Source organism: Candidatus Solirubrobacter pratensis (assembly GCF_000425945.1).
In the GTDB taxonomy this organism is placed as follows: domain Bacteria; phylum Actinomycetota; class Thermoleophilia; order Solirubrobacterales; family Solirubrobacteraceae; genus Solirubrobacter; species Solirubrobacter pratensis.
Genome location: NZ_KE384482.1, coordinates 62,117 through 84,431 on the forward strand (window position 1 = coordinate 62,117; position 22,315 = coordinate 84,431).

Annotated in this window: 16 protein-coding genes; 6 read left to right on the forward strand and 10 right to left on the reverse strand. The window is 73.2% G+C overall.

Annotated elements, in window-relative coordinates:
* Positions 1-71: 71 nt before the first annotated feature.
* Complete coding sequence (locus H958_RS0133205) at positions 72-3,659, reverse strand: helix-turn-helix transcriptional regulator (protein ID WP_196807691.1); 3,588 nt, start codon at positions 3,657-3,659, stop codon at positions 72-74.
* 136 nt (positions 3,660-3,795) lie between these two features.
* Here H958_RS0133205 and H958_RS42290 point away from each other — a divergent pair, with 136 nt between their 5' ends.
* Positions 3,796-5,202: an MFS transporter gene (locus H958_RS42290; protein ID WP_037412688.1), complete on the forward strand. Its 1,407-nt coding sequence runs from the start codon at positions 3,796-3,798 to the stop codon at positions 5,200-5,202.
* Between the two features lie 116 nt (positions 5,203-5,318).
* Here the strand turns inward: H958_RS42290 and H958_RS48830 are convergent, their stop codons facing one another.
* Complete coding sequence (locus H958_RS48830; protein WP_037412690.1) at positions 5,319-6,911, reverse strand: phytoene desaturase family protein; 1,593 nt, start codon at positions 6,909-6,911, stop codon at positions 5,319-5,321.
* A gap of 26 nt (positions 6,912-6,937) precedes the next feature.
* On the opposite strand from H958_RS48830, the gene H958_RS42295 reads away from it, so the two are divergent.
* Positions 6,938-7,531: a TetR/AcrR family transcriptional regulator gene (locus H958_RS42295; protein ID WP_051325171.1), complete on the forward strand. Its 594-nt coding sequence runs from the start codon at positions 6,938-6,940 to the stop codon at positions 7,529-7,531.
* Positions 7,532-7,539: 8 nt separating this feature from the next.
* On the opposite strand, the gene H958_RS0133225 is transcribed toward H958_RS42295, so the two are convergent.
* Positions 7,540-8,685: an aromatic ring-hydroxylating oxygenase subunit alpha gene (locus tag H958_RS0133225; RefSeq protein WP_051325172.1), complete on the reverse strand. Its 1,146-nt coding sequence runs from the start codon at positions 8,683-8,685 to the stop codon at positions 7,540-7,542.
* Between the two features lie 128 nt (positions 8,686-8,813).
* Between H958_RS0133225 and H958_RS0133230 the strand changes: the two genes are divergently transcribed.
* A complete protein-coding gene (locus H958_RS0133230; RefSeq protein ID WP_028061808.1) occupies positions 8,814-9,737 on the forward strand; it encodes a D-2-hydroxyacid dehydrogenase family protein in 924 nt (307 codons plus the stop codon).
* Positions 9,738-9,859: 122 nt separating this feature from the next.
* Here H958_RS0133230 and H958_RS0133235 read toward each other — a convergent pair whose 3' ends face one another.
* Positions 9,860-10,135 (reverse strand): YciI family protein, encoded by a 276-nt coding sequence (locus tag H958_RS0133235; protein ID WP_037412693.1) that lies wholly within the window; start codon positions 10,133-10,135, stop codon positions 9,860-9,862.
* A gap of 65 nt (positions 10,136-10,200) precedes the next feature.
* On the opposite strand from H958_RS0133235, the gene H958_RS42300 reads away from it, so the two are divergent.
* The gene (locus H958_RS42300) at positions 10,201-11,571 is read left to right on the forward strand and encodes an MFS transporter (protein WP_081686543.1); all 1,371 of its coding nucleotides are present in this window, start codon (positions 10,201-10,203) and stop codon (positions 11,569-11,571) included.
* On the opposite strand, the gene H958_RS0133245 is transcribed toward H958_RS42300, so the two are convergent.
* Together H958_RS0133245 and H958_RS0133250 are read right to left on the reverse strand one after the other, a co-directional pair.
* The gene (locus tag H958_RS0133245; protein ID WP_231379425.1) at positions 11,546-13,492 is read right to left on the reverse strand and encodes a M28 family peptidase; all 1,947 of its coding nucleotides are present in this window, start codon (positions 13,490-13,492) and stop codon (positions 11,546-11,548) included. The two genes, H958_RS42300 and H958_RS0133245, sit on opposite strands and share 26 nt — an antisense overlap.
* A 118-nt stretch (positions 13,493-13,610) precedes the next feature.
* Positions 13,611-14,339, reverse strand: a complete 729-nt coding sequence (locus H958_RS0133250; protein ID WP_407641172.1) for a response regulator — start codon at positions 14,337-14,339, stop codon at positions 13,611-13,613.
* Between the two features lie 82 nt (positions 14,340-14,421).
* Between H958_RS0133250 and hrpA the strand changes: the two genes are divergently transcribed.
* A complete protein-coding gene (hrpA, locus tag H958_RS0133255) occupies positions 14,422-18,234 on the forward strand; it encodes an ATP-dependent RNA helicase HrpA (RefSeq protein WP_028061812.1) in 3,813 nt (1,270 codons plus the stop codon).
* Here hrpA and H958_RS0133260 read toward each other — a convergent pair.
* The 3 genes from H958_RS0133260 to H958_RS0133275 form a co-directional block, all read right to left on the reverse strand.
* Entirely contained in the window at positions 18,231-19,124 is an 894-nt protein-coding gene (locus H958_RS0133260) for an amidohydrolase family protein (RefSeq protein ID WP_081686544.1), read from the reverse strand. The two genes, hrpA and H958_RS0133260, sit on opposite strands and share 4 nt — an antisense overlap.
* A gap of 283 nt (positions 19,125-19,407) precedes the next feature.
* A complete protein-coding gene (locus H958_RS0133270; protein WP_037412741.1) occupies positions 19,408-19,851 on the reverse strand; it encodes an SRPBCC family protein in 444 nt (147 codons plus the stop codon).
* Positions 19,852-20,029: 178 nt separating this feature from the next.
* The gene (locus H958_RS0133275; RefSeq protein WP_028061816.1) at positions 20,030-20,302 is read right to left on the reverse strand and encodes a hypothetical protein; all 273 of its coding nucleotides are present in this window, start codon (positions 20,300-20,302) and stop codon (positions 20,030-20,032) included.
* Positions 20,303-20,412: 110 nt separating this feature from the next.
* Here H958_RS0133275 and H958_RS48835 point away from each other — a divergent pair, with 110 nt between their 5' ends.
* Positions 20,413-20,547, forward strand: a complete 135-nt coding sequence (locus H958_RS48835; protein WP_255325483.1) for a hypothetical protein — start codon at positions 20,413-20,415, stop codon at positions 20,545-20,547.
* Positions 20,548-20,643: 96 nt separating this feature from the next.
* Here H958_RS48835 and H958_RS0133285 read toward each other — a convergent pair whose 3' ends face one another.
* Entirely contained in the window at positions 20,644-21,966 is a 1,323-nt protein-coding gene (locus tag H958_RS0133285; RefSeq protein WP_028061817.1) for an aspartate aminotransferase family protein, read from the reverse strand.
* Positions 21,967-22,315 lie beyond the last annotated feature (349 nt).

Consider the following 22,315-nt stretch of genomic DNA (forward strand, 5'->3'; position numbering starts at 1 on the left):
GCCGCCCGGAAGTCTTGCCCCCTGGGCGAGCACTTCCAGCGAAACGAGCCCGCAGGGCGAGGCTTCGCCGGTCAGCCGTTGTCCAGCGCGAGCGCGAGCTCCCGCCGGGAGCTCGCGCCGAGCTTGCGCAGCACGCTTCCGAGCTTGATCTCGATCGCCTTCGGCGTCACGAACAGCTCCTGCGCGATGTCGCGCTCGGCCCGGCCGGCGGCGGCGAGCGCGGCGACGCGCCGCTCGGTCTCCGTGAGCGCCCCCACGCCGCGCGGCGTGGCGGCGGACGGCTCGACGCCGACGATCGGCATCTCGGCGCGGATCTCGCGCAGCAGCCGCTCGGCGCCGCACACCTCCGCCAGCGCGTGCGCGCGTGTGAGCGGCTCCCGGGCGTAGTCGGGACGGCCCGCCTTGCGGCGCGCGACGGCGAGCGCGTGCAAGGACTTGGCCAGCTCCAGCCGCGCGGGCGCCCGCGAGACCAGCTCGACGGCCTCCTCGAGGCGCTCGATCCCCTCGACGCCCTCGAGCGTGCCGAGCACGCGCAGCGAGCGCGCGACGGTGCTCGGCGCACCCCAGTCGCGCGCACGGTCGAGCTCCTCCGCCGCCAGCTCGTGCGCCTTGCGGCGGACGCCCTGCGCATGCAGCGCGATCGCCTGCTGGGAGGCCCAGCGCGCCGCCGCCGGATTGCGGTGATGGGCGAAACGGCGCGCGTACTCGCCGGCCACCTCGACCGCCTGCTCCCAGCGCTGTTCGGCGATCAACAGCTCCAGCCGCGTGTTGCACCAGTAGCGCGCGCCGTCGGACAGGTCGCCCTGCTCGGGCCCGCGCGCCAGCGCCTCGCGCGCTCCGGCGAGATCGCCGCGCTCGATCAGCGTGGCGCCGAGGATCGCGGCGTTCCACTGCAGCGTGTCGGCGCCATAGCCCCAGCGCTCGGCCTGGTCGAACGCGGTCCGGGTGAGCTCCTCCGCGTCGATCAGGTCGCCGCGCCAGGAGAGCGTGAAGCCGCGCCAGAGGTAGACGCCGGTGACCTGGTAGAGCGAGCCGCGGCGGTGCGCGTCGGCCATCGCCGCGTCGAAGATCGCCAGCGCCTCGTCGCGGTCGCCGACGATCAGCGGATGCGCCGCGGCGAGCGTGAGCAGGTTGGCGTCGTCCTCCAGCAGCTCGCCGCCCGCGAGCGCCTGCATGCCGAGCCGCACGCACTCGTCGACGTGGCCCCCGCCGTAGGCCCAGAAGATCGCGGCCATCGCGCCCATCTTCCGCTGGCCCGGGGTGCGCAGGGGCATGTGCCGGTAGGGCACCGTGCGCTCGGCCTCGTCCCAGCCGAGCGCGCCGAACAGCACGCCGGTGAGTGCGAACGCCTCCAGGCCGAGGCGGTCGTCCTCGCGCTCGGGCGGAAGCGCCGCGGCGGCCTCGCGCGCGACGGCGGCGCCCTCCTTCGGCGAGGACGTGAACAGCAGCGCGCGGCCGAGCGAGTTCGCCGCGGAGACGCGCAGGTCCAGGTCGTCGCCCAGCGCGTCGTAGGCCTGGCGCAGGTGCTGCGCCGCCTCGGGGCCGCGCGTGAGCGTCTCCACGCGGCCGAGGTCGAGCAGCAGGCGCGGGCGCGCGTCGGGCAGGGGCGGCTCCTCCAGCGCGCGCTGCAGGTAGGCGCGCGCGCTGTCGACCGCGCCGCGCAGCATCGCGTCGTTGCCGGCCTCGCACAGCAGGCGCGCGACCTCGGGATCGCCGCGGCGCGGCGTCTGCAGCAGCTGCTGGGCGATCTGATCCTGCGAGGCGCCGGCGTCGCGCAGCACGGCCGCCGCCCTGGCGTGCAGCAGCTCGCGCTCGCCCGGCGGCAGCTCGTGGTAGATCGCGTCGCGCACCAGCGGGTGGACGAAGCCCGGGGGCGGCTCCCGGCGCAGGATCTCGATCCGCGCGAGCGCCGCCATCGCCTCCGCGACGTGCTGCTCCTCGAGCTTGGCCAGAGCCGCCACCAGCGGCAGCTCGGCGCCCTCCCCGAGCACCGCGATCGCCCGCGCCACCGCCGCGGCCTCCGTGGGCAGCCGCGCCAGGCGCAGCAGCACCGAGCTCGAGACCGCGCGCGAGCCGATCGCCCGCACCACGTCGGCGTGTGCGCCGTCGGGACGCACGCCGTCGGCCTCCAGCGCGCTCAGCAGCTGGCGCACGAGCAGCGGGTTGCCGCCTGTCGTGCCGTGGCAGGCCTCGACGAACGCGGCGTCGGGCTCGGCGCCGAGGCGCAGCTTCACCAGCTCGCCCACGGCGTCCGCGCTGAGCGGACCCGGGCGCACGTGCACGATCGCCGGATCGTTGACGATCTCGGCCAGGAGCGCCGGCGCCGTGGCCGGCTCGCCGGTGCGGACGGTCGCCGAGAAGAGGATCGGCTGACCCTCGAGCCGGCGGACGAGGTAGGCGAGGAAGCGCAGCGACGGCGGATCGCACCAGTGCAGGTCGTCGACCTCGATCGCCAGCACGCGCTCGGACGCCAGGTTCAGGGCGACCCAGTAGAGCCCGTGCATGGCGGCGAACGACGCGTCGCCGCCAGGCGGTCCCTCGCCGGGGGCGGCGAAGACGACCTGCGCGGAGGCGGCCGCGCCGCTCAGCGCCGAGGGGTCGCCGATCGCCGACTCGAAGAGCTGCCGCACGACGCCGTAGGGGAACTCCCGCTCCAGCTCGCCCGCGCGCGCGTTGAGCACGAGCGCGCCGGCGGCCAGCGCGTGCCGGCGCGCCTCGGCCAGCAGGCGCGTCTTGCCGATGCCCGGCGGCCCCTCGATCAGGACGGCGCGGCCCTCCCCCGCCTCCGCGTCGGCCAGCAGGGCGGCGAGCACCGCGACCTCTCGCTCGCGCTCGACGAACGACGGCGGCGGCGTGCCCGCGCGCGCCGGCACCGCCGCGGAGGCCGGAGCCGCCGTCGCGGGGTCGTCGCGCAGCAGCTGCTCGTGGAGGGTGGCCAGGGCCGCGCTCGGCGAGCTGCCGAGCTCCTCGCGCAGCAGCACGCGCACGTCCTCGTACACGCGCAGCGCTTCGGCGACGTTGCCGCGCGCCCGCAGCACCTCCATCAGGACGACGCGGGAGGACTCCCGGAACGGCTCGGCTTCGACGGCGGCGCGGGCGGCCGACTCGGCCTCCGGCCAGGCGGCGCCGCCGAGCCTCGCGCCGGCGGCCGCCAGCGCCTCCAGCGCCTCGACGCGCAGGTCCGCCAGCTCGCCGCGGCGCGCGTCGATCCACGGCGCCTCGAGGCCCGGCAGCAGGCCGCGGTCGGCGATCTCGATCGCTGCGCGCGCGGCGCCCCAGGCCGCCTGGACGTCTCCCGCCTCGAGCGCTCGGCGTGCCCCCGGGACGTTCTGGCGCACCTGCTCCCAGTCGATCTCGGCGCCCTCCGGCAGGTTGAGCGCCAGCTCGCTGCGGCCGTCCAGCACGCCAGGACCGAGCGCCTTGCGCAGGCGCGAGAGCGGCGGCGCGAGCAGCGACTCGTACGCCGGCGGCGTGCCGCGGCCCGACCACAGCGCCTCGGCGAGCTCGTCGCGGCGGACCGGGCGATCGCGGTTGAGCAGCAGAAACGCGAACAGCAGGCGCCCCTGACGCCCGCGCAGCTGATCCTCGAGCCTCCGTCCCTGGAGCTCCACCGTCAGTCGACCGCACACCTGGATGCGCGTCGCATCCCCCACGACCACGGCGGACACCCTACTTCTCGCTGCAACGTCGCGGCAAGGCCAGGGCAAGGCGACTCGACGACAGTCGGGAAATAGCGAGCCCCGCCTGCCCGTCCTCTGTGGGACTGAGGCGAACTTCCCCCGAAAGGACTTCCGAATGACAACCGTCCAGCGATGGACCTTGGCGGTCGTCTGCGCCGCGACCGCGATCCTGATGCTCGACATCGCGGTCGTCAACACGGCGCTGTCGAACATCGCCTCCGACCTCGACACCGGCCTGCACGGCCTCCAATGGGTCGTCGACGCCTACACGCTGGCGCTCGCGACGATCGTGCTCACGGCCGGCTCGCTCGCCGATCGCTACGGCCGCCGGCGCGTCTTCGGCATCGGCCTCGTCGTGTTCACGTCGATGTCCGCGGTCTGCGCGGCCGCGACCTCGATCGCGATGCTCGACGCCGCCCGCGCCGTGCAGGGGCTCGGCGCCGCCGCGATGTTCGCCACCTCGCTCGCCCTGCTCGCCGACGCGTTCCCCGACGCGCGGGCCCGCGCCGGCGCCCTCGCCGCCTACGGCGCCACCATCGGCGGCTCGTTCGCGATCGGCCCCGCGGTCGGCGGCGCGCTGACCTCGGGCCTCGGCTGGCGCTGGGTCTTCCTCGTGAACATCCCGATCGGCGTGCTCTGCCTGTACGCGACGATCGCCCGCGTGCGCGAGTCGCGCGAGTCGCACGCGCGCCCGGTCGACAAGGCCGGCCTGGTGACGCTGACCGGCGGCCTGTTCCTGCTCGTCCTCGGCCTGCTGCGCGGCAACGAGCTGGGCTGGGGCAGCGCGACGATCGTCGCCGAGCTGGCCGGCGCCGCCGTGCTGCTGACCGCGTTCGTGGCGATCCAGGCGCGCGGGCGCATGCCGATGCTGCCGCTGTCGCTGTTTCGCTCGGGCGCGTTCACGGGCGCGCAGGCGACCGCGTTCGCGATCTCGGCGTCGTACTTCGCGATCTTCCTCTACGCGACGATCTACCTGCAGCAGGTGCTCGGGCTCTCCGCGGTCGAGGCTGGACTGGTGTACCTGCCGAGCACCCTGATCATGCTCGTCGTCTCCGGCGCCACGGCGCAGCTGACCGAGAAGGGCGTCCACCCCGGCATGCTGATATCGGGCGGGCTGCTGCTGGTCGCGATCGGCATGGCGCTGCTGACGATGCTCGACGCCGACTCGTCCTGGACCGCCGTGCTGCCGGGCACGATCGTCGCGATGATCGGCACCGGCCTCTTCAACCCGGCCGTGACCGCCGTCGCGCTGGGCTCGGTCCCGCCGGAGCAGAGCGGGCTGGCGGCCGGCGTCAACGACACGTTCCGGCAGGCGGGCATCGCCGTCGGCGTGGCGGCGCTCGGCGCGATGATCCCGCAGGACGTGCTGTCCGGCGGCTCGGTCACGGCGTACGTGGACGGGCTCCGGACGGCGATGCTCGCCGGCGCGGCGCTCGCCGCGGCCGGCGCGATCGCCGGGGCACTGCTGATCCGGCGCGACGCGGTGGCGGCCGCGCACGAGCCGGCGGCCGAAGCGGCCTGACGGCCGGTCGCCTGCGCGGGGGGTGCCTCACGAACCTTCGAACTATTCGAAGTTTCGTAGGACACCCCCTTCCGCAACGATCACCGCGAGCGGCGGCCGGCGAGAACGACGCCCGCTCAGGCCGTCACACGCACGTCCTCCAGCACGGCCATCGCCGCGTTGCGCCCGTTGAGCGCGATCACGCTGCCGCCGGGGTGGGTGGCGGCGCCGCACAGGTAGACGCCCGGGATCGGCGTGCGCGGCGTGAGCCGGTCCTCCCACATCTGGTCCGGCGTGACCTCGCCCTGGAAGATGTTGCCGCCCGTGAGGCCGATGCGGGACTCGATGTCCGGCGGGCCGAGGACCTCGTAGGCCTCGAGGCGGTCCTCGAAGCCGGGCGCGAAGCGGTCGATCAGGTCGATGAACTGGCGCGCGACCTCGTCGCGGCGGGTGTCCCAGGTCCCGTCGGCGAGCTCGTAGGGCGCGTACTGGCCGAAGACGCTGAGCAGGTGGCGCCCCGCGGGTGCCGGGCTCGGGTCGTAGCCGGTCTGGATGTAGATCTCGCCAAAGCCGACGGCGGGCTCGCCGCGCTCGCACGCCTCGAAGGCGCGCTGGGCGTCCTCGAGGCCGCCCGTGACGTCGATCGTCGCGCGCGCCGGCCAGCCGGCGCCGGGCGCGGCGGTGAACTCGGGCAGCGCGTTGAGCGCGGCGTTGAACTTCACGACCGGGCTGCGGACCTTCCAGGCCCTGAGGCGCTCGCGGTAGGCCTCCGGCATCTCGGTCACGAGCCGGAGCGCGACCTTCGGGTCGGCGTTGCAGATCACGGTGCGGGCCCTGATGAAGGTGCCGTCCTCGAGCCGCACGCCCTGCTCGGGGACGATCTCGGCGACGGGCGTGCCGGTCGCGAGCTGGGCGCCGGCCTCGCGCGCGGCGTCGGCGATCGCGAAGCTGATCATCCCCATGCCGCCCTTGACGTAGCCCCACACCGGCCCCTGGCCTTCCAGGTCGCCCTGGTAGTGCATGAGCTTGATCGACGCGGTCCCGGGGTCCTTCGGGCCGCCGTAGGCGGCGATCACGCCCTGGCCGAAGAGCGCGTCCTTGAGGCGCTGGTCGCGCATGTACTCGTCGAGCACGTCGGCGATCGAGGCGGAGAAGACCACGTCGATCATCGTCCGCTCGCCGTGCAGGAGCTCCTCGATCTCGGCGCGGGTGGGCGTGCCGCCGAGCCACGCGTCGCGCTCGCCGGTGCGCAGGCGGCGGCGGATCTCGTCGAAGAGGTGCTCGTAGGCCCAGTAGCCCTCGATGTCCCGCTTGGCGACGTGCAGCGCCTCGAGGCCTTCCTGCGTCTTGCGGTCGTCGAGCCACTGGCCGAATGCGGTGCCGTCCTCGAACGGGACCCACAGGTTGGGATCGGCGACGTAGCACTCGAAGCCGCGCCGCCTGAGGTCCAGCTCGGAGATCACGAGCTCGTCGAGCAGGCCGACGACGTATGCGCACGGGCTGACCACGTAGCGGTCGTCCGCGAACGGGCGCTCGAGCGTGCAGGCGCCGCCGAGGCGCTCCCTGCGCTCGAGCACGAGCACCGACCGGCCGGCGCGGGCGAGGTAGGCCGCCGCGGTGAGGCCGTTGTGCCCGCCGCCGACCACGACGGCGTCCCAGTGCGTGCTCGCGAGCTCGCCGATGGGCGCCGGGAGCCCGACCTCGCCGAGCTTGGCCGCGATTTCGTTCATGCCTTCTCCCGAGTAGCGTTCAGCCTGTGGAGCAGTCGCGAGCGGCGGCGCGAGCGAGCGCACGGGCGCGCATCCTGGACGCCGCCGTGAAGCTGATCGCGCGCGAGGGCATCAACGACGTGCGGATCGCGCGCATCGCCATGGAGGCCGGCGTCTCCCCCTCGCTGCTGCACTACCACTTCGCCTCCCGCGACGCCCTGCTCGCGGAGGCGCTCGAGCACTCCTATGAGCTGGCGGCCAGCATCCGCATGGGCCCCGACGAGCCGGTCGCGAGCCGGCTGCGGGACATGATCGACCAGTGCCTGCCGCTCAACGGCGCGCTGAGGGACGACTGGCTGCTGTGGGTCGAGCTGTGGCTGCACACGGCCCGGCGGCCGGAGCTGCGCGAGACCGCCGCGCGCCTGTACGCGCGCATGCACGCGTGGTTCATGGAGGCGATCGCCGAGGGGATGGCGAGCGGCGAGCTCAGGGTCGCCGAGCCGGACCGCGTGACCGACCGGCTGCTCGCGCTGATCGACGGCTACGGCATCCGCGCGCTGTCCGAGGACCCGGCGATGCCGGTGCAGCGGGCGCGCGAGGAGATCTGGGCCGCGCTGGCGCGCGACCTCGGCGTCGGCTGAGCCGCGGCTCATGACACGAGCGCCGCCTCGAGGTAGCGGTCGGCGACCATCACGTCGAAGGCGTGCACGTCGGTCTCCTGCGTCGTGTAGCGGCCGGGCGTGAAGGCGCGCGAGCTCATGCCGGCCTGCGTGAGCTCGCACACGTGCCAGTCCTCGCGGTTGACCTGGTCCCAGAAGCCGACCGCGTCGCTCGGGTCGAAGTCCGCCGCCGCCATCGTCGGCGCCTCGAAGAACCACTCGCACACCACCTGCGTGCGATCCGGCGCGACCGGCCACAGCGTGTGCAGCATCACGTAGTCCGGGTGCAGCGAGACGAGCGCGTTCGGGAACAGCAGGAAGTAGAGGATCGAGCGCGGGTCGACGCCCTCGATCGCCGGGCGGTTGTGCGGCGTGCCCTCGACGGCCATCGTCTCGACGCCCTCGGCGAGCGTCATCGAGCCGCCGCACCACGCGCCGGCGCCCTCGTAGGTCACGCCCGAGAGGTAGTGCGACAGCCGGTTGAGCTCCGGATGCACGCCGGGGCAGTGCAGGCACTCGCTGTAGTTCTCGGCGATCGCCTTCCAGTTGGCGCCGACGTCGTAGACGATGCGCCGGGCGCGGCGCAGGTCCGCCGTGCGGTAGGCGGCGAGGTGGGTCGCGAGATCGCCGATGTGGTCCTGCGGCGGCGGCGCCTCGCCGGAGAGATCGAGCAGGATCAGGCCCTCGACGACCGCCAGCCGGACGGCGTGCAGGCCGAAGCAGCCCGGATCGAAGTCCTCCAGCCCGTCGGTGAACGGCGCGCTGCGCAGCGAGCCGTCGAGCCCGTAGGTCCACGCGTGATACGGGCACTGCAGCCTGCGCAACGTGCCCTCGGGCATGAACACGAGCCGCGCGCCGCGGTGGCGGCAGGTGTTCAGGAAGGCGCGCGGGAGGCCGTCGTCGTCGGCCACCACCAGCACGCTCTCGCCCGCGACGTCGAGCATCAGGTACTGCCCGCGCTCGCGCACCTGGTCCACGTGGCCCGCGCAGATCCAGCCGCCGCGGAACAGGTTGGCACGCTCCCAGTCGAGCACGCCGGGGTCGGTGAACGCCGCCCCGGGCAGCATCGTGGCCCGCTCGAGCGGGGCGCGGGTGCGCTCGATTTCGGCCGCTGAAAGCGGCAGCGGGACCGTCATGGGCATCAGCTCCTCAGCGACTGCTCGGAAATCAGGCTAGCATGGACTTTGTGCGACTGGCTACATGATCAGTCTCGCTGCGATCGAGACGCACCCGCCGCAGTGACCGGCGTAGGCTCACCTGCGCGATGCGGGTCGCGATCCTCGACGACTACCAGGGCGTCGCCCTCCAGTTCGCCGACTGGAGCGGGCTCGAGCTGACGGCGTTCACCGACCACGTGGCGTCCGACGATGCGCTCGCCGAGCGGCTGGCGGCCTATGAGGCGGTCGTCGCCATGCGCGAGCGGACGCCGTTCACCGCGGCGCGCCTCGCGCGGCTGCCGCAGCTGCGGCTGCTCGTGACGACCGGGATGGCGAACGCGTCGATCGACCTCGACGCGGCGCGCCGGCACGGCGTCACGGTCTGCGGCACCGGCGGGCTCGCCTCCCCCACCGCGGAGCTGACCTGGGGGCTGATCCTGGCGCTCGCCCGCCGGATCCCCGCCGAGGACGCCGCCGTGCGCGCCGGCGGCTGGCAGCACACGATCGGGCCCGAGCTGGCGGGCCGGACGCTCGGCGTGATCGGGCACGGGCGGCTCGGGAGCCGCGTCGCGGCGATCGGGCGGGCCTTCGAGATGCGGATCCTCACCTGGAGCCAGAACCTGCGCGAGGCGGAGGGCGCGACGGTGGTCTCCAAGGACGAGCTGCTCGAGCGCTCGGACGTGGTGAGCATCCACCTGAGGCTGTCCGAGCGCTCGCGCGGGCTGATCGGCGCGCCCGAGCTCGCGCGGATGAAGCCGACCGCGCTGCTGATCAACACCTCGCGCGGGCCGATCGTCGACGAGGCGGCGCTGTTGCAGGCGCTGCGCGCCGGGACGATCGGCGGCGCGGGGCTGGACGTCTACGACACCGAGCCCCTGCCCGCCGGCCATCCCCTGCGCAGTGCGCCGAACACGGTGCTGACGCCGCACATCGGCTACGTCAGCACCGGGACGTACGAGCGGTTCTACGCCGACGCCGCGGAGGACGTGCGGGCCTTCGCCGCCGGCGCCCCGGTGCGGGTCCTGAGCTAGGGCCGCGCCCCCATGAGATGGCCGCGACGGCTCACCACGAGGCCGGCTTCCCCGGCGAGCGTCGTGTTGTTGCACGGGTACCACGTGCCGGCGCCCTGCGGCGCTTCAGGTCCTGCGCGAGGTCAGGGCGTGACGACGGTCCACGGCTCGACGCGCCAGCGCTCCACGAGGCCCTGGCCCACGTACGGGTCCTCGCCGGCGAACGCCTCCGCCGCCTCCGCCGTGCTGTAGACGAGCAGGCCGCCCTGCGGCGGGTCGCCGTAGGCCCCCGCCATCACGAGCCGGCCGTCGGCGTGGTAGGCCTCGATCAGCTCGAGGTGCGCGGAGCGCAGCGGCGCGCGCCGCGCGATCACGTCGTCGCCGTATTCGTAGAACAGCACGTAGAGCGTCTGTGGCACCGGACGGAGGTTAGTCGGCGCGCGCGCGACGGGTACCAGAAAGGGGACCCCAGAGGAGGATCACCATGTCCGCACTGAAGAGCGGCGACGAGGGTCTACGCCGCAGCCAGGTCAAGCGCGCGCTCGTCGCGTCCACCGTCGGCACGTCGATCGAGTGGTACGACTTCTTCCTGTACGGGACGGCGGCGGCGCTCGTCTTCCCGCACCTGTTCTTCCCGGGCGCGAGCAACTACGCGGGGGTACTCGCGTCGTTCGCGACCTATGCGGTCGGGTTCGCCGCACGGCCCGTCGGCGCAGCGCTGTTCGGCCACTGGGGCGACCGCGTCGGCCGCAAGGCCACGCTGATCTCCACGTTGCTGGTGATGGGGCTCGCGAGCTTCGCGATCGGCGTCATGCCGACCTATGACACCATCGGCGTGTGGGCGCCGACGCTGCTGGTGCTGCTGCGGATCCTGCAGGGCATCGGCGTCGGCGGCGAATGGGGCGGCTCGATCACGCTGTCGATGGAGTGGGGCGACCAGCGCCGCCGCGGCCTGATCGCGAGCTGGCCGCAGGTCGGCGTGCCGATCGGCCTGCTGCTCTCGACGGGCGCCGTCTCGCTGTTCACCCACCTGACGGGCGACGGCTTCGACAGCTGGGGCTGGCGGATCCCGTTCCTGCTCAGCATCCTGCTCGTCGGCCTCGGCCTGTGGATCCGGCTCGGCGTGCTCGACTCGCCGATGTTCCAGCGCGAGGTCGAGAACGCCACCGTCGAGCGCCAGCCGGTGCTCGAGGTGATCAAGCGCAACCCGAAGGAGATCCTGCTGTCCGCGATGCTGCGGATGTCCGAGCAGATGCCGTTCTACATCTTCACGGTGTTCGTGCTCGAGTACGGCAAGGACGAGCTCGGCTTCGGCAAGACGTTCCTGACCAACTCGGTCGCGGGCGCGGCGGCGCTGGCGCTCTTCTTCGTCCCGTTCTTCGGCCACCTGTCGGACCGGATCGGGCGCAAGCGGATGTACATGATCGGCGCCGCGTGCACGTTCGCGTGGGCGATCCCGTACTTCCTGCTGCTCGACCACGGAACGGCGGCGCTCGTGTCGCTGACGATCGTCGTCTCGCTGATCCCGCACAACATGCAGTACGGGCCGCAGGCGGCGCTGATCGCCGAGACGTTCCCGACGCGGCTGCGCTACAGCGGCGCGGGCATCGGCTACCAGCTCGCGTCGGTGGTCGCCGGCGGGCCGGCGCCGCTGGTGGCGGCATGGCTGCTGCACACGTTCAACAGCTCGCTGCCGATCGCGCTCTACATCATGGCCGGCGCGGTCGTGACGCTGATCGCCACGGCGCTGCTGCCGCAGCCGGTGCCGGAGCTCGAGCGGGCCCCGACCGGCCGCTTCGCGCGGCCGGCCGAGGACCGGGAGCCGATCGCTACGGAGTCGTCGTCGAGAGCGTGAACGTCAGCGTCCTGGAGTAGCTGCCGGTGCGCAGCGCGTCGTTGGCGCCGATGTGCTGCTTGAACGCGATGTCCACATTGGCGTTCGAGACCGGCAGCGTCCAGGACGCCGGCGCGATCTCGACCTGCAGCGCCTCGGGCAGCGAGAACGCCCCGTTGGCCAGGTGGCCGGGATCGGAGACGGTCAGCGCGGCTTCGCCCGCGGTGCTGGTCACCTTGGCGGTGGTCGACACGCTGTAGGGCTTGTCCACCCCAGGCAGGAACGCGCCGAACGAGGCCGGAGCGCCGAGCGTGAGCGCAAGCGTCGCCGGCACCGTGCCGCCGACCGACCCGTCGGCCGCCGTCAACGAGACCGGAGTGTCGCCGGCGATCGCGACGGTCCTGCTCGAGCCGCCGACCTGGATCGTGCAGGTGACGTGCGGGAAGCGCAGGTCCGGCAGCGCGCCGGCGGCGTCGGTCGTGCCCATCCTGCGCACGCCGTCGCCGCAGTCCGCCTGGACGGGCGTGTTGGGCTTGTTGGACCTGATGTCGACGCGGTTCATCGCGTTGTGGGCGAGCGCGCCGCCGATCACGTCGAGCGTCGTCTGCAGCCGCTCAGGGCTGATGTTGTTCATGCCGTCGGCCGGCCGGTGGTACTCCGGCTCGGTCGTGTACTGGCCCTGACCGATGCTCACGCACGTCGCCGGGGCGACGGGCTTGTGGTAATCGAGCCAGATGAACAGCGCCGACGGGATGCCGACGTCGAAGAACGCCTGGTGATCCGACTGGCCGAGCTTGCAGTTGTCCAGGCCGGTGAAGCCGAAGCGCCCGGACGCCTTGTAGGCCTCGTCGACGACGAAGTTCGAGCGCCCGTCAGGCGTCAGCGCCCACAGCTTGGCCGGGGCGTACGGCGTGCCGACCATGTCCATCTGCCACTCGCCGACGAAGCGCGCGCGCTCCGCGGCAGGCAGCGTCGCGACGTACGCGCGCGAGCCGGTCAGGCCGTCCTCCTCGCCGCCGAAGCCGCCGATGCGGATCTCCTTGTCGAGCGGCAGCTTGGAGACGACGCGCGCGATCTCCATCGAGACGCCGTTGCCCGACGCGTCGTCGTGCGCGCCCGGCGCGCCGAGGACGGAGTCGATGTGCGCGCCGACCATGACGATCGGGGCCTTCGAGCCGTCCGGATCGCCGATCGCGAAGCGACGGCCGACGACGACCGCGCGCGTCGGGTTGACGTAGTTCATCGTCGTGAACGTCAGCGTCAGCGGGCCGTTCGCGAGGATCGCCTTCATCCAGTCCAGGTGCGAGCGGCCGGCGCCCATGATCGGGATGTCCGGGTAGCTCGGCGTGACGGTGACCGTCGGCGGCGCGGCAGCCACGCCGGCGGCGCTCAGGCTCGTGGCGGCGACGATCACGGCCTTGGCGCCCGCGGCGACCGCGTTCGCGACCTGCGTGTTGCGGGCCGCCGCGTTGGCGCCCTGGTCCATCAGGACGATCTTGCCGGCGCTGCCCGCCGGGAAGTCCGCGGCGGTCGCGCCGGCTCCGCCGTACACGACGTCACCCGTGACGGGGTTGTCGGTGCCGGTCATCTTGCCGCTCGTCGACGCGCTGAACTGCCAGTGCGGGCCGTTGGTCAGCGTCGCATTGGGGGACGAGACCTGGGCGACGGCGCGGTTTCCGGTGATCGGGAACGCGTAGATCTGCGTCTTGAACCCGTAGCCGTCGAGGATCCCCGCCAGGTACTGGGCGCCCTCGAGCTCCTGCGGCGTGCCGCTGCGGCGCGGTCCGATGTCGACCGCCAGATGGCGGATCGTCTCGACCGAGCTCGCCGAGTTGAACTGGGCGATCGTCTCCTGGTCGTAGTCCGGCGGCGGCGCGGCGCCCGCGGGACCCGCGAGCACGCCGGCGGCAGCGACGAGCGCCGCGGCTGCGGCCGCGCGCAATGCGTTGTGCATACACCCTCCTGTGACAACCCCTCCGGCGAGCGCCGGCCCTCAGCCGAGGCTAGAGCCGCACCGGAAGCCTGTCAACTACGCAGCGTGGGAGTTCCTCAACACCTGTTCACGCGGCCAGGCGGTAGCCGGCGCCGCGCACGGTCAGCAGGCGCTCCGGCCGCGCCGCGTCGCGCTCGATCTTCCGGCGCAGGTTGCGCACGTGGAAGTCGCACGAGCGCGTCGGCGGCACGGTCTCGCTGCGCCACAGGTGCTGCGTGATCTGGTCGCGCGTGAACGTCTCCCCCGGCCGGCTGGAGAGCAGCGCGAGCAGGTTGAACTCCGCGCGCGTGAGCTCCACCGCGCGCCCGTCGACCACGACCTCGTGACGGGCCAGGTCCAGCGTCACGGCGCCGACTCTCCGGACCTCGCCGCCGTTCGGCCGCGCCTGGCGGTCGATCGCGCGCCGGCGCAGGATCGCGCGAACGCGAGTGACGAGGATGGCGAGCGAGAACGGCTTGGTCACGTAGTCGTCGGCGCCGAGCTCGAGCGCCCGCACGACGTCGGACTCCTCCGTACGGCTCGTGAGCATCAGGATCGGGACGTCGGAGCGCTGGCGCAGCGCGCGGCAGACGTCGAGCCCCGTCATGCCGGGCAGCATCCAGTCGAGCGTGACCAGATCGAACCCTCCGCCGAGCGCGGACGCGAGCGCCGCGCGGCCGTCGGTGACGCTCGTGACCTCGAAGCCCTCGCCCTCGAGCGCCGAGACCACCATCGCGGCGGTGACGGGCTCATCCTCGGCGATCAGGACCCTTCCGGCCGTAATGACCTCCCTCTCTCCGGTGATCTCTTGTCGAATACGGTAGTTCCCTGGATCAGTCGCGTGGTGGCGGCCGACGTCATCTACAGGACGTGGAGGCACCGCCCCTATCCTTGGATCAATGGCCGCCACGCGGGATCCCGAGCTGCGGGCCCGCCTCGCGGGCCTGACACTGCGCGACGAGGAGCGGCTCGCCCGGCGAGCCCGCCACGGCGGCGATCCCGCGCGGCTGGAGGCCGAGATCGCGCGTGCCGAGCAGCGGATCGCACGCCGGCGCGCGGCCGTCCCCGCGATCACCTACCCGCCGCAGCTGCCGGTGTCCGAGCGCAAGGACGAGATCCTGGCCGCGATCCGCGACCACCAGGTCGTCGTCGTGGCCGGCGAGACCGGCTCGGGCAAGACGACGCAGCTCCCCAAGATCGCGCTGGAGCTGGGGCGCGGGGTGCGCGGCGGCATCGCGCACACGCAGCCGCGGCGGCTGGCGGCGCGCACGGTCGCCGAGCGGATCGCCGACGAGCTGGACGTGCCGCTCGGCGAGGCGGTCGGATACGCCGTCCGCTTCAACGACCGCTCCTCCGAGAACACGCTCGTGCGGCTGATGACCGACGGCCTGCTGCTCGCCGAGATCCAGCGCGACCGCCTGCTGCGCCGCTACGACACGATCATCGTCGACGAGGCGCACGAGCGCAGCCTGAACATCGACTTCCTGCTCGGCTGCATCAAGCGCATGCTCCCCCAGCGGCCGGAGCTCAAGCTGATCGTCACGTCGGCGACGATCGACCCGCAGCGCTTCAGCGAGTACTTCGGCGCCGCCCCGATCGTCGAGGTCTCGGGCCGCACGTATCCCGTGGACGTGCGCTACCGCGAGCCGGCCGGCGAGGACGACGACCAGGCCGACGCGATCGCCCACGCGGTCGAGGAGCTCCAGCGCGAAGGCCCGGGCGACGTGCTCGTGTTCCTCTCCGGCGAGCGCGAGATCCGTGACACGGCCGACGTCCTGCGGGGGCGGCTGCGGCCGGGCGTGGAGCTTCTGCCGCTGTACGCGCGGCTGGCGTCGGGCGAGCAGCAGCGCGTCTTCCAGCAGAGGGGACCCCACCCACCCCGCCGCGTCGTGCTCGCGACCAACGTCGCGGAGACGTCGCTGACGGTGCCGGGCATCCGCTACGTGGTGGATCCCGGGACCGCCCGGATCTCGCGCTATTCCGCGCGTTTGAAGGTACAAAGGCTTCCTATCGAGCCGATCTCGCAGGCGTCGGCGGACCAGCGCAAGGGCCGCTGCGGCCGCCTGTCTGACGGCATCTGCATCCGCCTCTACTCCGAGGAGGACTTCGCCGAGCGCCCGCGCTACACCGATCCCGAGATCCTGCGCACGAGCCTGGCGAGCGTGATCCTGCAGATGGCGGCGCTCGGGCTCGGGGACATCGAGCGCTTCCCGTTCCTCGATCCGCCCGACCGGCGCCAGGTCCGCGACGGCATCGCGTTGCTGCAGGAGCTGCGGGCACTCGACGCCGACCAGAAGCTCACGCGCCTCGGCCGCGACCTGGCGCAGCTCCCCGTCGACCCGCGCCTCGGCCGGATGGTGATCGAGGCCGGCGAGCTCGACTGCGCCAACGAGGTGGTCGTGATCGCCGCCGGCCTCTCGATCCAGGACCCGCGCGAGCGGCCGGCCGAGCAGCAGGCGCACGCCGACCAGCTGCACGCGCGCTTCGCCGACCCGGACAGCGACTTCCTGTCGCTGATGGCCGTGTATCGCTACGCCCGCGAGCTGCAACGCGACCTGTCGAGCAACCAGTTCCGCAAGCGGCTCAAGAGCGAGTACCTCCATCACCTGCGCATGCGCGAGTGGCAGGACCTGGTGGGCCAGCTGCGCCAGGCGGCCAAGCAGATCGGCATCAAGCTCAACCACGAGCCGGCCGAGAGCGAGACGATCCACCGGGCGCTGCTGAGCGGGCTGCTCTCGCACATCGGGCTGCGCGACGCCGCGCGGCGCGAGTACGCCGGCGCGCGCGGGGCGAGGTTCGCGATCTTCCCCGGCTCCGTGCTCGCCAAGCGCCAGCCGAGCTGGACGATGGTCGCCGAGCTGGTCGAGACGTCGCGGTTGTGGGGCCGGACCGCGGCCAAGATCGATCCGCGCTGGGTCGAGCCGCTGGCCGGGCACCTCGTCAAGCGCACCTACGAGGAGCCGCGCTGGGACCGCAAGCGCGCGTCGGTCGTCGCGACCGAGCGCGTGACGCTCTACGGCCTGCCCATCGTGGCCGGGCGCACGGTCGCCTATGGACGGATCGACGCCGAGGTCTCGCGCGACGTGTTCATCCGCCGCGGCCTGGTCGAGGGCGAGTGGGACACGCGCCACCGCTTCTTCGCCGCCAACCGCGAGCAGCTCGAGCAGGTCGAGGCGCTGGAGCACCGCGCGCGACGGCGCGACATCCTCGTCGACGACCAGGTCCTGTACGACTTCTACGCGGCGCGGATCCCCGAGACCGTCGTCTCGGGCGCGCACTTCGACCGCTGGTGGAAGGACGCGCGGCGCGCACAGCCCGACCTGCTCGACTTCACGCCCGAGCTGCTCGTGCGCGGCGACGCCGAGGAGGCGCTCTCCGGGCGTCCGGTGACGTGGAAGCAGGGCGAGCTGGAGCTGCCGCTGACCTACCACTTCGAGCCGGGCGCCTCGCACGACGGCGTGACGGTCCACGTGCCGCTTCACGTGCTCCCGCAGCTGCGGCCGGAGGGGTTCGACTGGCTCGTGCCCGCGTTCCGGCTGGAGCTCGTCACGACGCTGATCCGCTCGCTGCCCAAGGACGTGCGCCGGAGGCTCGTGCCGGTGCCCGAGACCGCCGAGCGCGTCGTCGCCGGGCTGCGGCCGCGGCGCGGGCGGCTGCTCGACGCGGTCGCGGCGGCGGTCGGCGCCCCGCCGGCGGACTTCGACGTCTCGCGGCTGCCGGCGCACCTGCAGATGCGCTTCGCGGTCGAGGACGCCGACGGGACCGAGCTGGCCGCCGGCCACGACCTGGCGGCGTTGAAGGCGAAGCTGACCCCACGGCTGCGCGAGGCGTTGTCGAGCTCGACGCGCGGGTTGGAGCGGAGCGGGCTGCGCGCGTGGACGATCGGAGAGCTGCCGCACGAGGTCACGCTGCCGGAGACCGGCGACACGGTGCGTGCGTACCCGGCGCTGGTCGACGAGGGCGACACCGTGGCGGTGCGGATGCTCGAGTCGCCGGGGGCGCAGCGCGCCGCCATGGCGGCCGGAACGCGGCGCCTGCTGCTGCTCACGCTCCCCTCCCCCGTGCCGTCCGTCGCCGGCAAGCTCTCCAGCGACGCCAAGCTCGCCTTGTACGGCGCGTCGCTCGGCGGCGTGCAGGCGGTGTTCGACGACTGCGCGGCCGCGGCGGTCGACGCGCTCGTCGCCGAAGCGGGCGGCCCGGCGTGGGACGAGGCCGGCTTCGCGAAGCTGCGCGCCCACGTCGCCGGGCGGCTGAACGCCGAGACGCTCGAGGTCGTCACCGCGGCCGTGCGGATCCTCGACGCCGAGCGTGAGGTCCGCCGCCGCGCCGACGCCATCACGGCGATCCCGCTCCAGGAGTCGCGCGCCGACGCGCTCGCCCAGGTCGGCCGGCTGGTGCGGCCCGGGTTCGTGGCCGCCACCGGCGTCGCCCGGCTCGCCGACGTCGAGCGCTACGTGCGCGCCGCCGCCCTCCGGCTCGAGCGGCTTCCCGCGGCCCCCGCCGTCGACCGTGACCGGATGAAGGCGGTCGGCGAGCTCGAGCGCGCGTACCGGCTGCGCCTGCAGGACTGGCCGCGCGGGCGGCCGGTGCCCGACGGGCTGCGCGAGGTTCCGTGGATGCTCGAGGAGCTGCGCGTCAGCCACTTCGCCCAGGGGCTGGGGACGCGCGGCGCGGTGTCGAGCAAGCGCATCCGCCAGGCGCTGGCGGGTTAGCCGGCGACCGGCTCGGTCGCGGCGAGCGCGACCGCGCCCGCGATCAGCCAGAGCGCCTCGAGGCGCCGCGGCTCCGGCGCCGAGAGGAGGGCCTCGGCGGCGGTGAGCACGCCGTCGATCCGCTCCAGCGCCGGTCCCGCGGGCCCGGGATCGGGATCGCGGCAGACGCTGCGTGCGAGCGCGAGCCGCGGCAGGGCGAGCGTGACGTCGCCGTTCATACCGCCGATCAGCCCGGCGGCGATGCCCATCATGAGATAGCTCGCGACGCGGGCGAGCGTCCCGTCGACGGGGCGGATGCGCGCGAGCCGGGGCGCCTGCGGCGCGGGCAGCTGCCGGCCATCCAGCGCCGCGGCCATGGTGCCCCCCGTCACGAGCGCCCGCTCCTCCATCGAGAGCCCGGCGAGCGCCGCCACGCGCAGCGTCTGGTACAGGCCGACCGTGGGCCGGCCGTACGGCACGTCGGAGGCGAAGACGACCCGCTCCGCGGGCACGCGCGCGAACAGCTCCATCACGTCGTACGGCGACAGGCACGCGGTGTCGTAGAGCACGCGGGGATGCCCGGCCAGGCGGGTCGCGAACATCCCCTGGTCGGCGAGGGCGGTGTGCGCGAGCACGAGCGTCACGTCCGGGAAGCGCAGCGCGAGATCGGCCAGCGCGTCCATCCGCGGCATCCCGCGCCCGGCGTGCACGAGCACCGGCACGCCGGCGTCGCGCGCCACGGCGAAGATCTCGCCGGCCACGGCCGTGTCGAACCCGAACGACTGTGCGCGCGGATGCAGCTTGATGCCTCGAGCCCCGCGGCGAGGCACCGCTGCGCCTCCGGGATCGGGCCGTCGGCCGGATCGAGCCGGCAATAGGGGACGATCCGGCCGCCGGCCTCCCGCGCCCACGCGAGCACGCGGTCGTTGGGCACGCGGTAGCCGGGCACGCGCTCGGGGTCGTGGAACGGGAACGCGACGGCGCGCGCTCCGGGGCCGACCTCGTCGAGGGCGCCGAGCAACGCGTCCGGCGTGAGCGACATCCCGTCCTCATCGGCGCCAAGGTGGACGTGGGCGTCGAGCACGGCGCCGGCCGGCGGGCTCAGCCGCGCGAGCTCGTCGAGAAACGGCGCGAACGCGCTCGGGGAGCCGTCGTGGACCATGCCCCGGAACCTAGTCGATGCGGCGACGCGCGCTACTCGACCAGAGCCGCGAGCCGCGCGAGTGCCTCCCGCCAGCCGAGCTCGTTGTCGGCGGGCGAGACGCCCTCGGGCAGGCCGTCGTGCACGGCGTCGAGCGCGGTTCCGCCCAGCACGTCCGAGAGCCCGATCGTGATCAGCATCTCGCCCCGCAACGCCGGGTCGTCGGTCTCGAACTCGTCGGCCTCCACGACCAGCTCGTTCGGGACCAGCCGGACGAACCGCCCGTGGTACGTGTCCGTACGGCCGTGCGTCTTGCCGGCGCGATCCGGTGCGTCATACGTCAGCGAGATCCTGATCGCCCCGCCCTCGGAGGCGTCGAACTCGTGCACCTCGCAGCGCATGCCGGCCGGGACCTTCCAGCGCACAACCGCCTCCGGGTCGAGCAGCGCGTCGTAGACGCGCTCCCGGGGCGCGGCGATGAACGCGCTCATCCGCATCGAGGCCACGCGCTGCACGCTACCGGAGCTCGCGGCGCTCCGGGCGCGTCGAGGATCAGGCGCCGGATGTGCGCATCGCGCAGCTCGACATCGCGCCGATACCCGAGCTTCCGAGCGAGCCCGTCGAGGCTGCACGGTGGCGCTCCAGGCCGGGTTTCGTGCGCTTGTTCGCCGACGTCTACGACGACCCATTCGACGTCGCCCCGATCACCGCGTTAGTCGTCGAGGACTCGGCGATGCGCACCCGCGCGCCCGCGCCGACGCGCCGACCGAGCCTCGCGGGCGCCATCGCGGCCTTCGCCGACACACCGTCGAGGCCGTCCCGTGCCGGCTGCTTGATCGCGCGCACCCCGCTGTCGAGCAGGCCATGACGATCGACCACGGCCGCATGCTCGAGAACCACCCGCTGCTCGAGCTCATGCACCATCTGCACGCCGGCCGTCACCTCCATCGCGGCTGGCACGTGCTCCCACAACTCCTCGGCGATCCGGAGCCCGTGCAGGACGACCCTCGCTCCGACGGCGCCTATCGCGAACGACCCGCCCTGCGCGACGAGAAGGCATGGACGTGCTGCTCCAGCTCGACGACTCCTTCGCCTCATACGGCGACGGCGGCGGCTTCTACGTAGTGATCCCGAAAGGCGATCTCGCGCCGGGACGCTACGACCGCGGCGTCGCCCTCAGTCAATGCCACTGACACGGGCGGAGTAAGACCTCACCGACCGCGTCGTGGCAGCGGTCATACCACGCCCGAAAGCCGAACGTCACTGATCCGTGCTCGTCTGGTGTCGCGCTAGACGAACCGCGGCGCGACCTCGGTGAGCGCTTGGTCGAGCATCTCCAGCCCCAGCCGCAGTTGTCGGTCAGTGGTCGTGAGCGCCGGCGCGATCCGGAACGTCCCGCCCATCTCGCGCAGCTGGACGATGTTCATGTGCAGGCCGAGCTCGAGGCAGCGGGCGGTCACCGCTGCGCCCAGCTCCGGCGAGCCCTCCTTGGTCCTGCGGTCGAGCACGAGCTCGAGGCCCTGCATGAGCCCGCGTCCGCGCACGTCGCCGATGACCGCATGGCGTTCCTGCAGTTGGCGCAGGCCGGCGTGCAGGAGCTCTCCCTTGGCGGCGACCGTGGCGCCGACGCCGTCCTCGAGCACGTCGAGCACGGCGTTGCCGACCGACGCGACGAGCGGGTCGCTGACGTGGGTGGTGTAGAAGAGGTAGCCGCGCTCGTGGGCGCGCGCCTCGATCTCGTCGCTGGTGACCAGTGCGGCCAGCGGGAGGCCGGCGCCGAGGGTCTTGGACATCGTGATGATGTCGGGGACAACGCCGTCGCGTTCGAATCCGTAGCGGTCGCCGGTGCGGTAGAGCGCGGTCTGCGCCTCGTCGAAGATGACCAGCATCCCGCGGGCGTGGCAGTGGTCGCGCAGCGCGGCGAGATAGCCGGGCGGCGGGACGACGACGCCGGCGCTGGAGAGGACGGGCTCGACGATGCAGGCCGCGAGGGCGCCGGTGGACTGCGCGTCGATCAGAGTGAAGCCCAGTTCGAGCTGGCGGCGCCAGTCGAGGTCACCGGCGGCGTCGGTCACGTCCGGCCGGTAGGGGTCAGGCGTGGGGAGCGCGAAGTTGCCCGGCGCTGCCGGCCCGTAGCCCTTGCGCCCGGCGCTGTACGTCGCGTTGGCGGCGCCGAGCGTCATGCCGTGCCACGATCGGCTGAACGCGACGATCTCGTGTCCGCCGCTGATGAGCTTGGCCATCCTCAGCGCCGCCTCGTTGGATTCCGCGGTCGTCAGCAGCAGCGTCTTGCTCAGCGGTTCCGGGAGCGACTCGGCGAGCCGGCGCGACAGCTCCACCACGGGCCGCGACAGCATGCCGCTGAAGAGGTGGTCGAGGGTTCCCGCTGCCTCGCGCAGCGCGGCGGTGATCGCCGGGTGCGAGTGGCCCAGGATCGAGCTCATCTGGCCCGACGTGAAGTCCAGCAGCTGCCGCCCATCGCTCGTGTGCAGCACGCTGCCCTCGGCCCGCTCGACGATCGCGGGCACCCAGGACGGGCTATAGCGGACGACATGACGGTCGACGTCGGCCCAGAACGCCGCGTCAAGCCCGGTCTCAGCCACAACGCTCATGGCGGCGACGGTACAAGCGCCCATCGTGAAGGTCCAGCCCGCGCATGCCGTACGGTCTCACTTCGACATCGCCGGGCTGGTGTGGCGTGCCGAAGTTCGGCCGCAGCGCCCATTGGCCTCTCCGGCGACGTCGCTCAAACGAATGACGACGTTCGACGCCCCCGCGTCGAAACGCGTCGAAAAGTGGAGATGAAGACGTTCAACCTCTACGGCGACGAGTGGGACGAACGCCGTGACCGGGACGGACGGCAGAGTTTGCCCGAACCACGCTGATCGCGTCGCGCGCGACGATGCTCGGCTTCAGGCCGACGGAACGCCCCGCCGCCTCAGCCGCGGCGGCGGGGCGCGA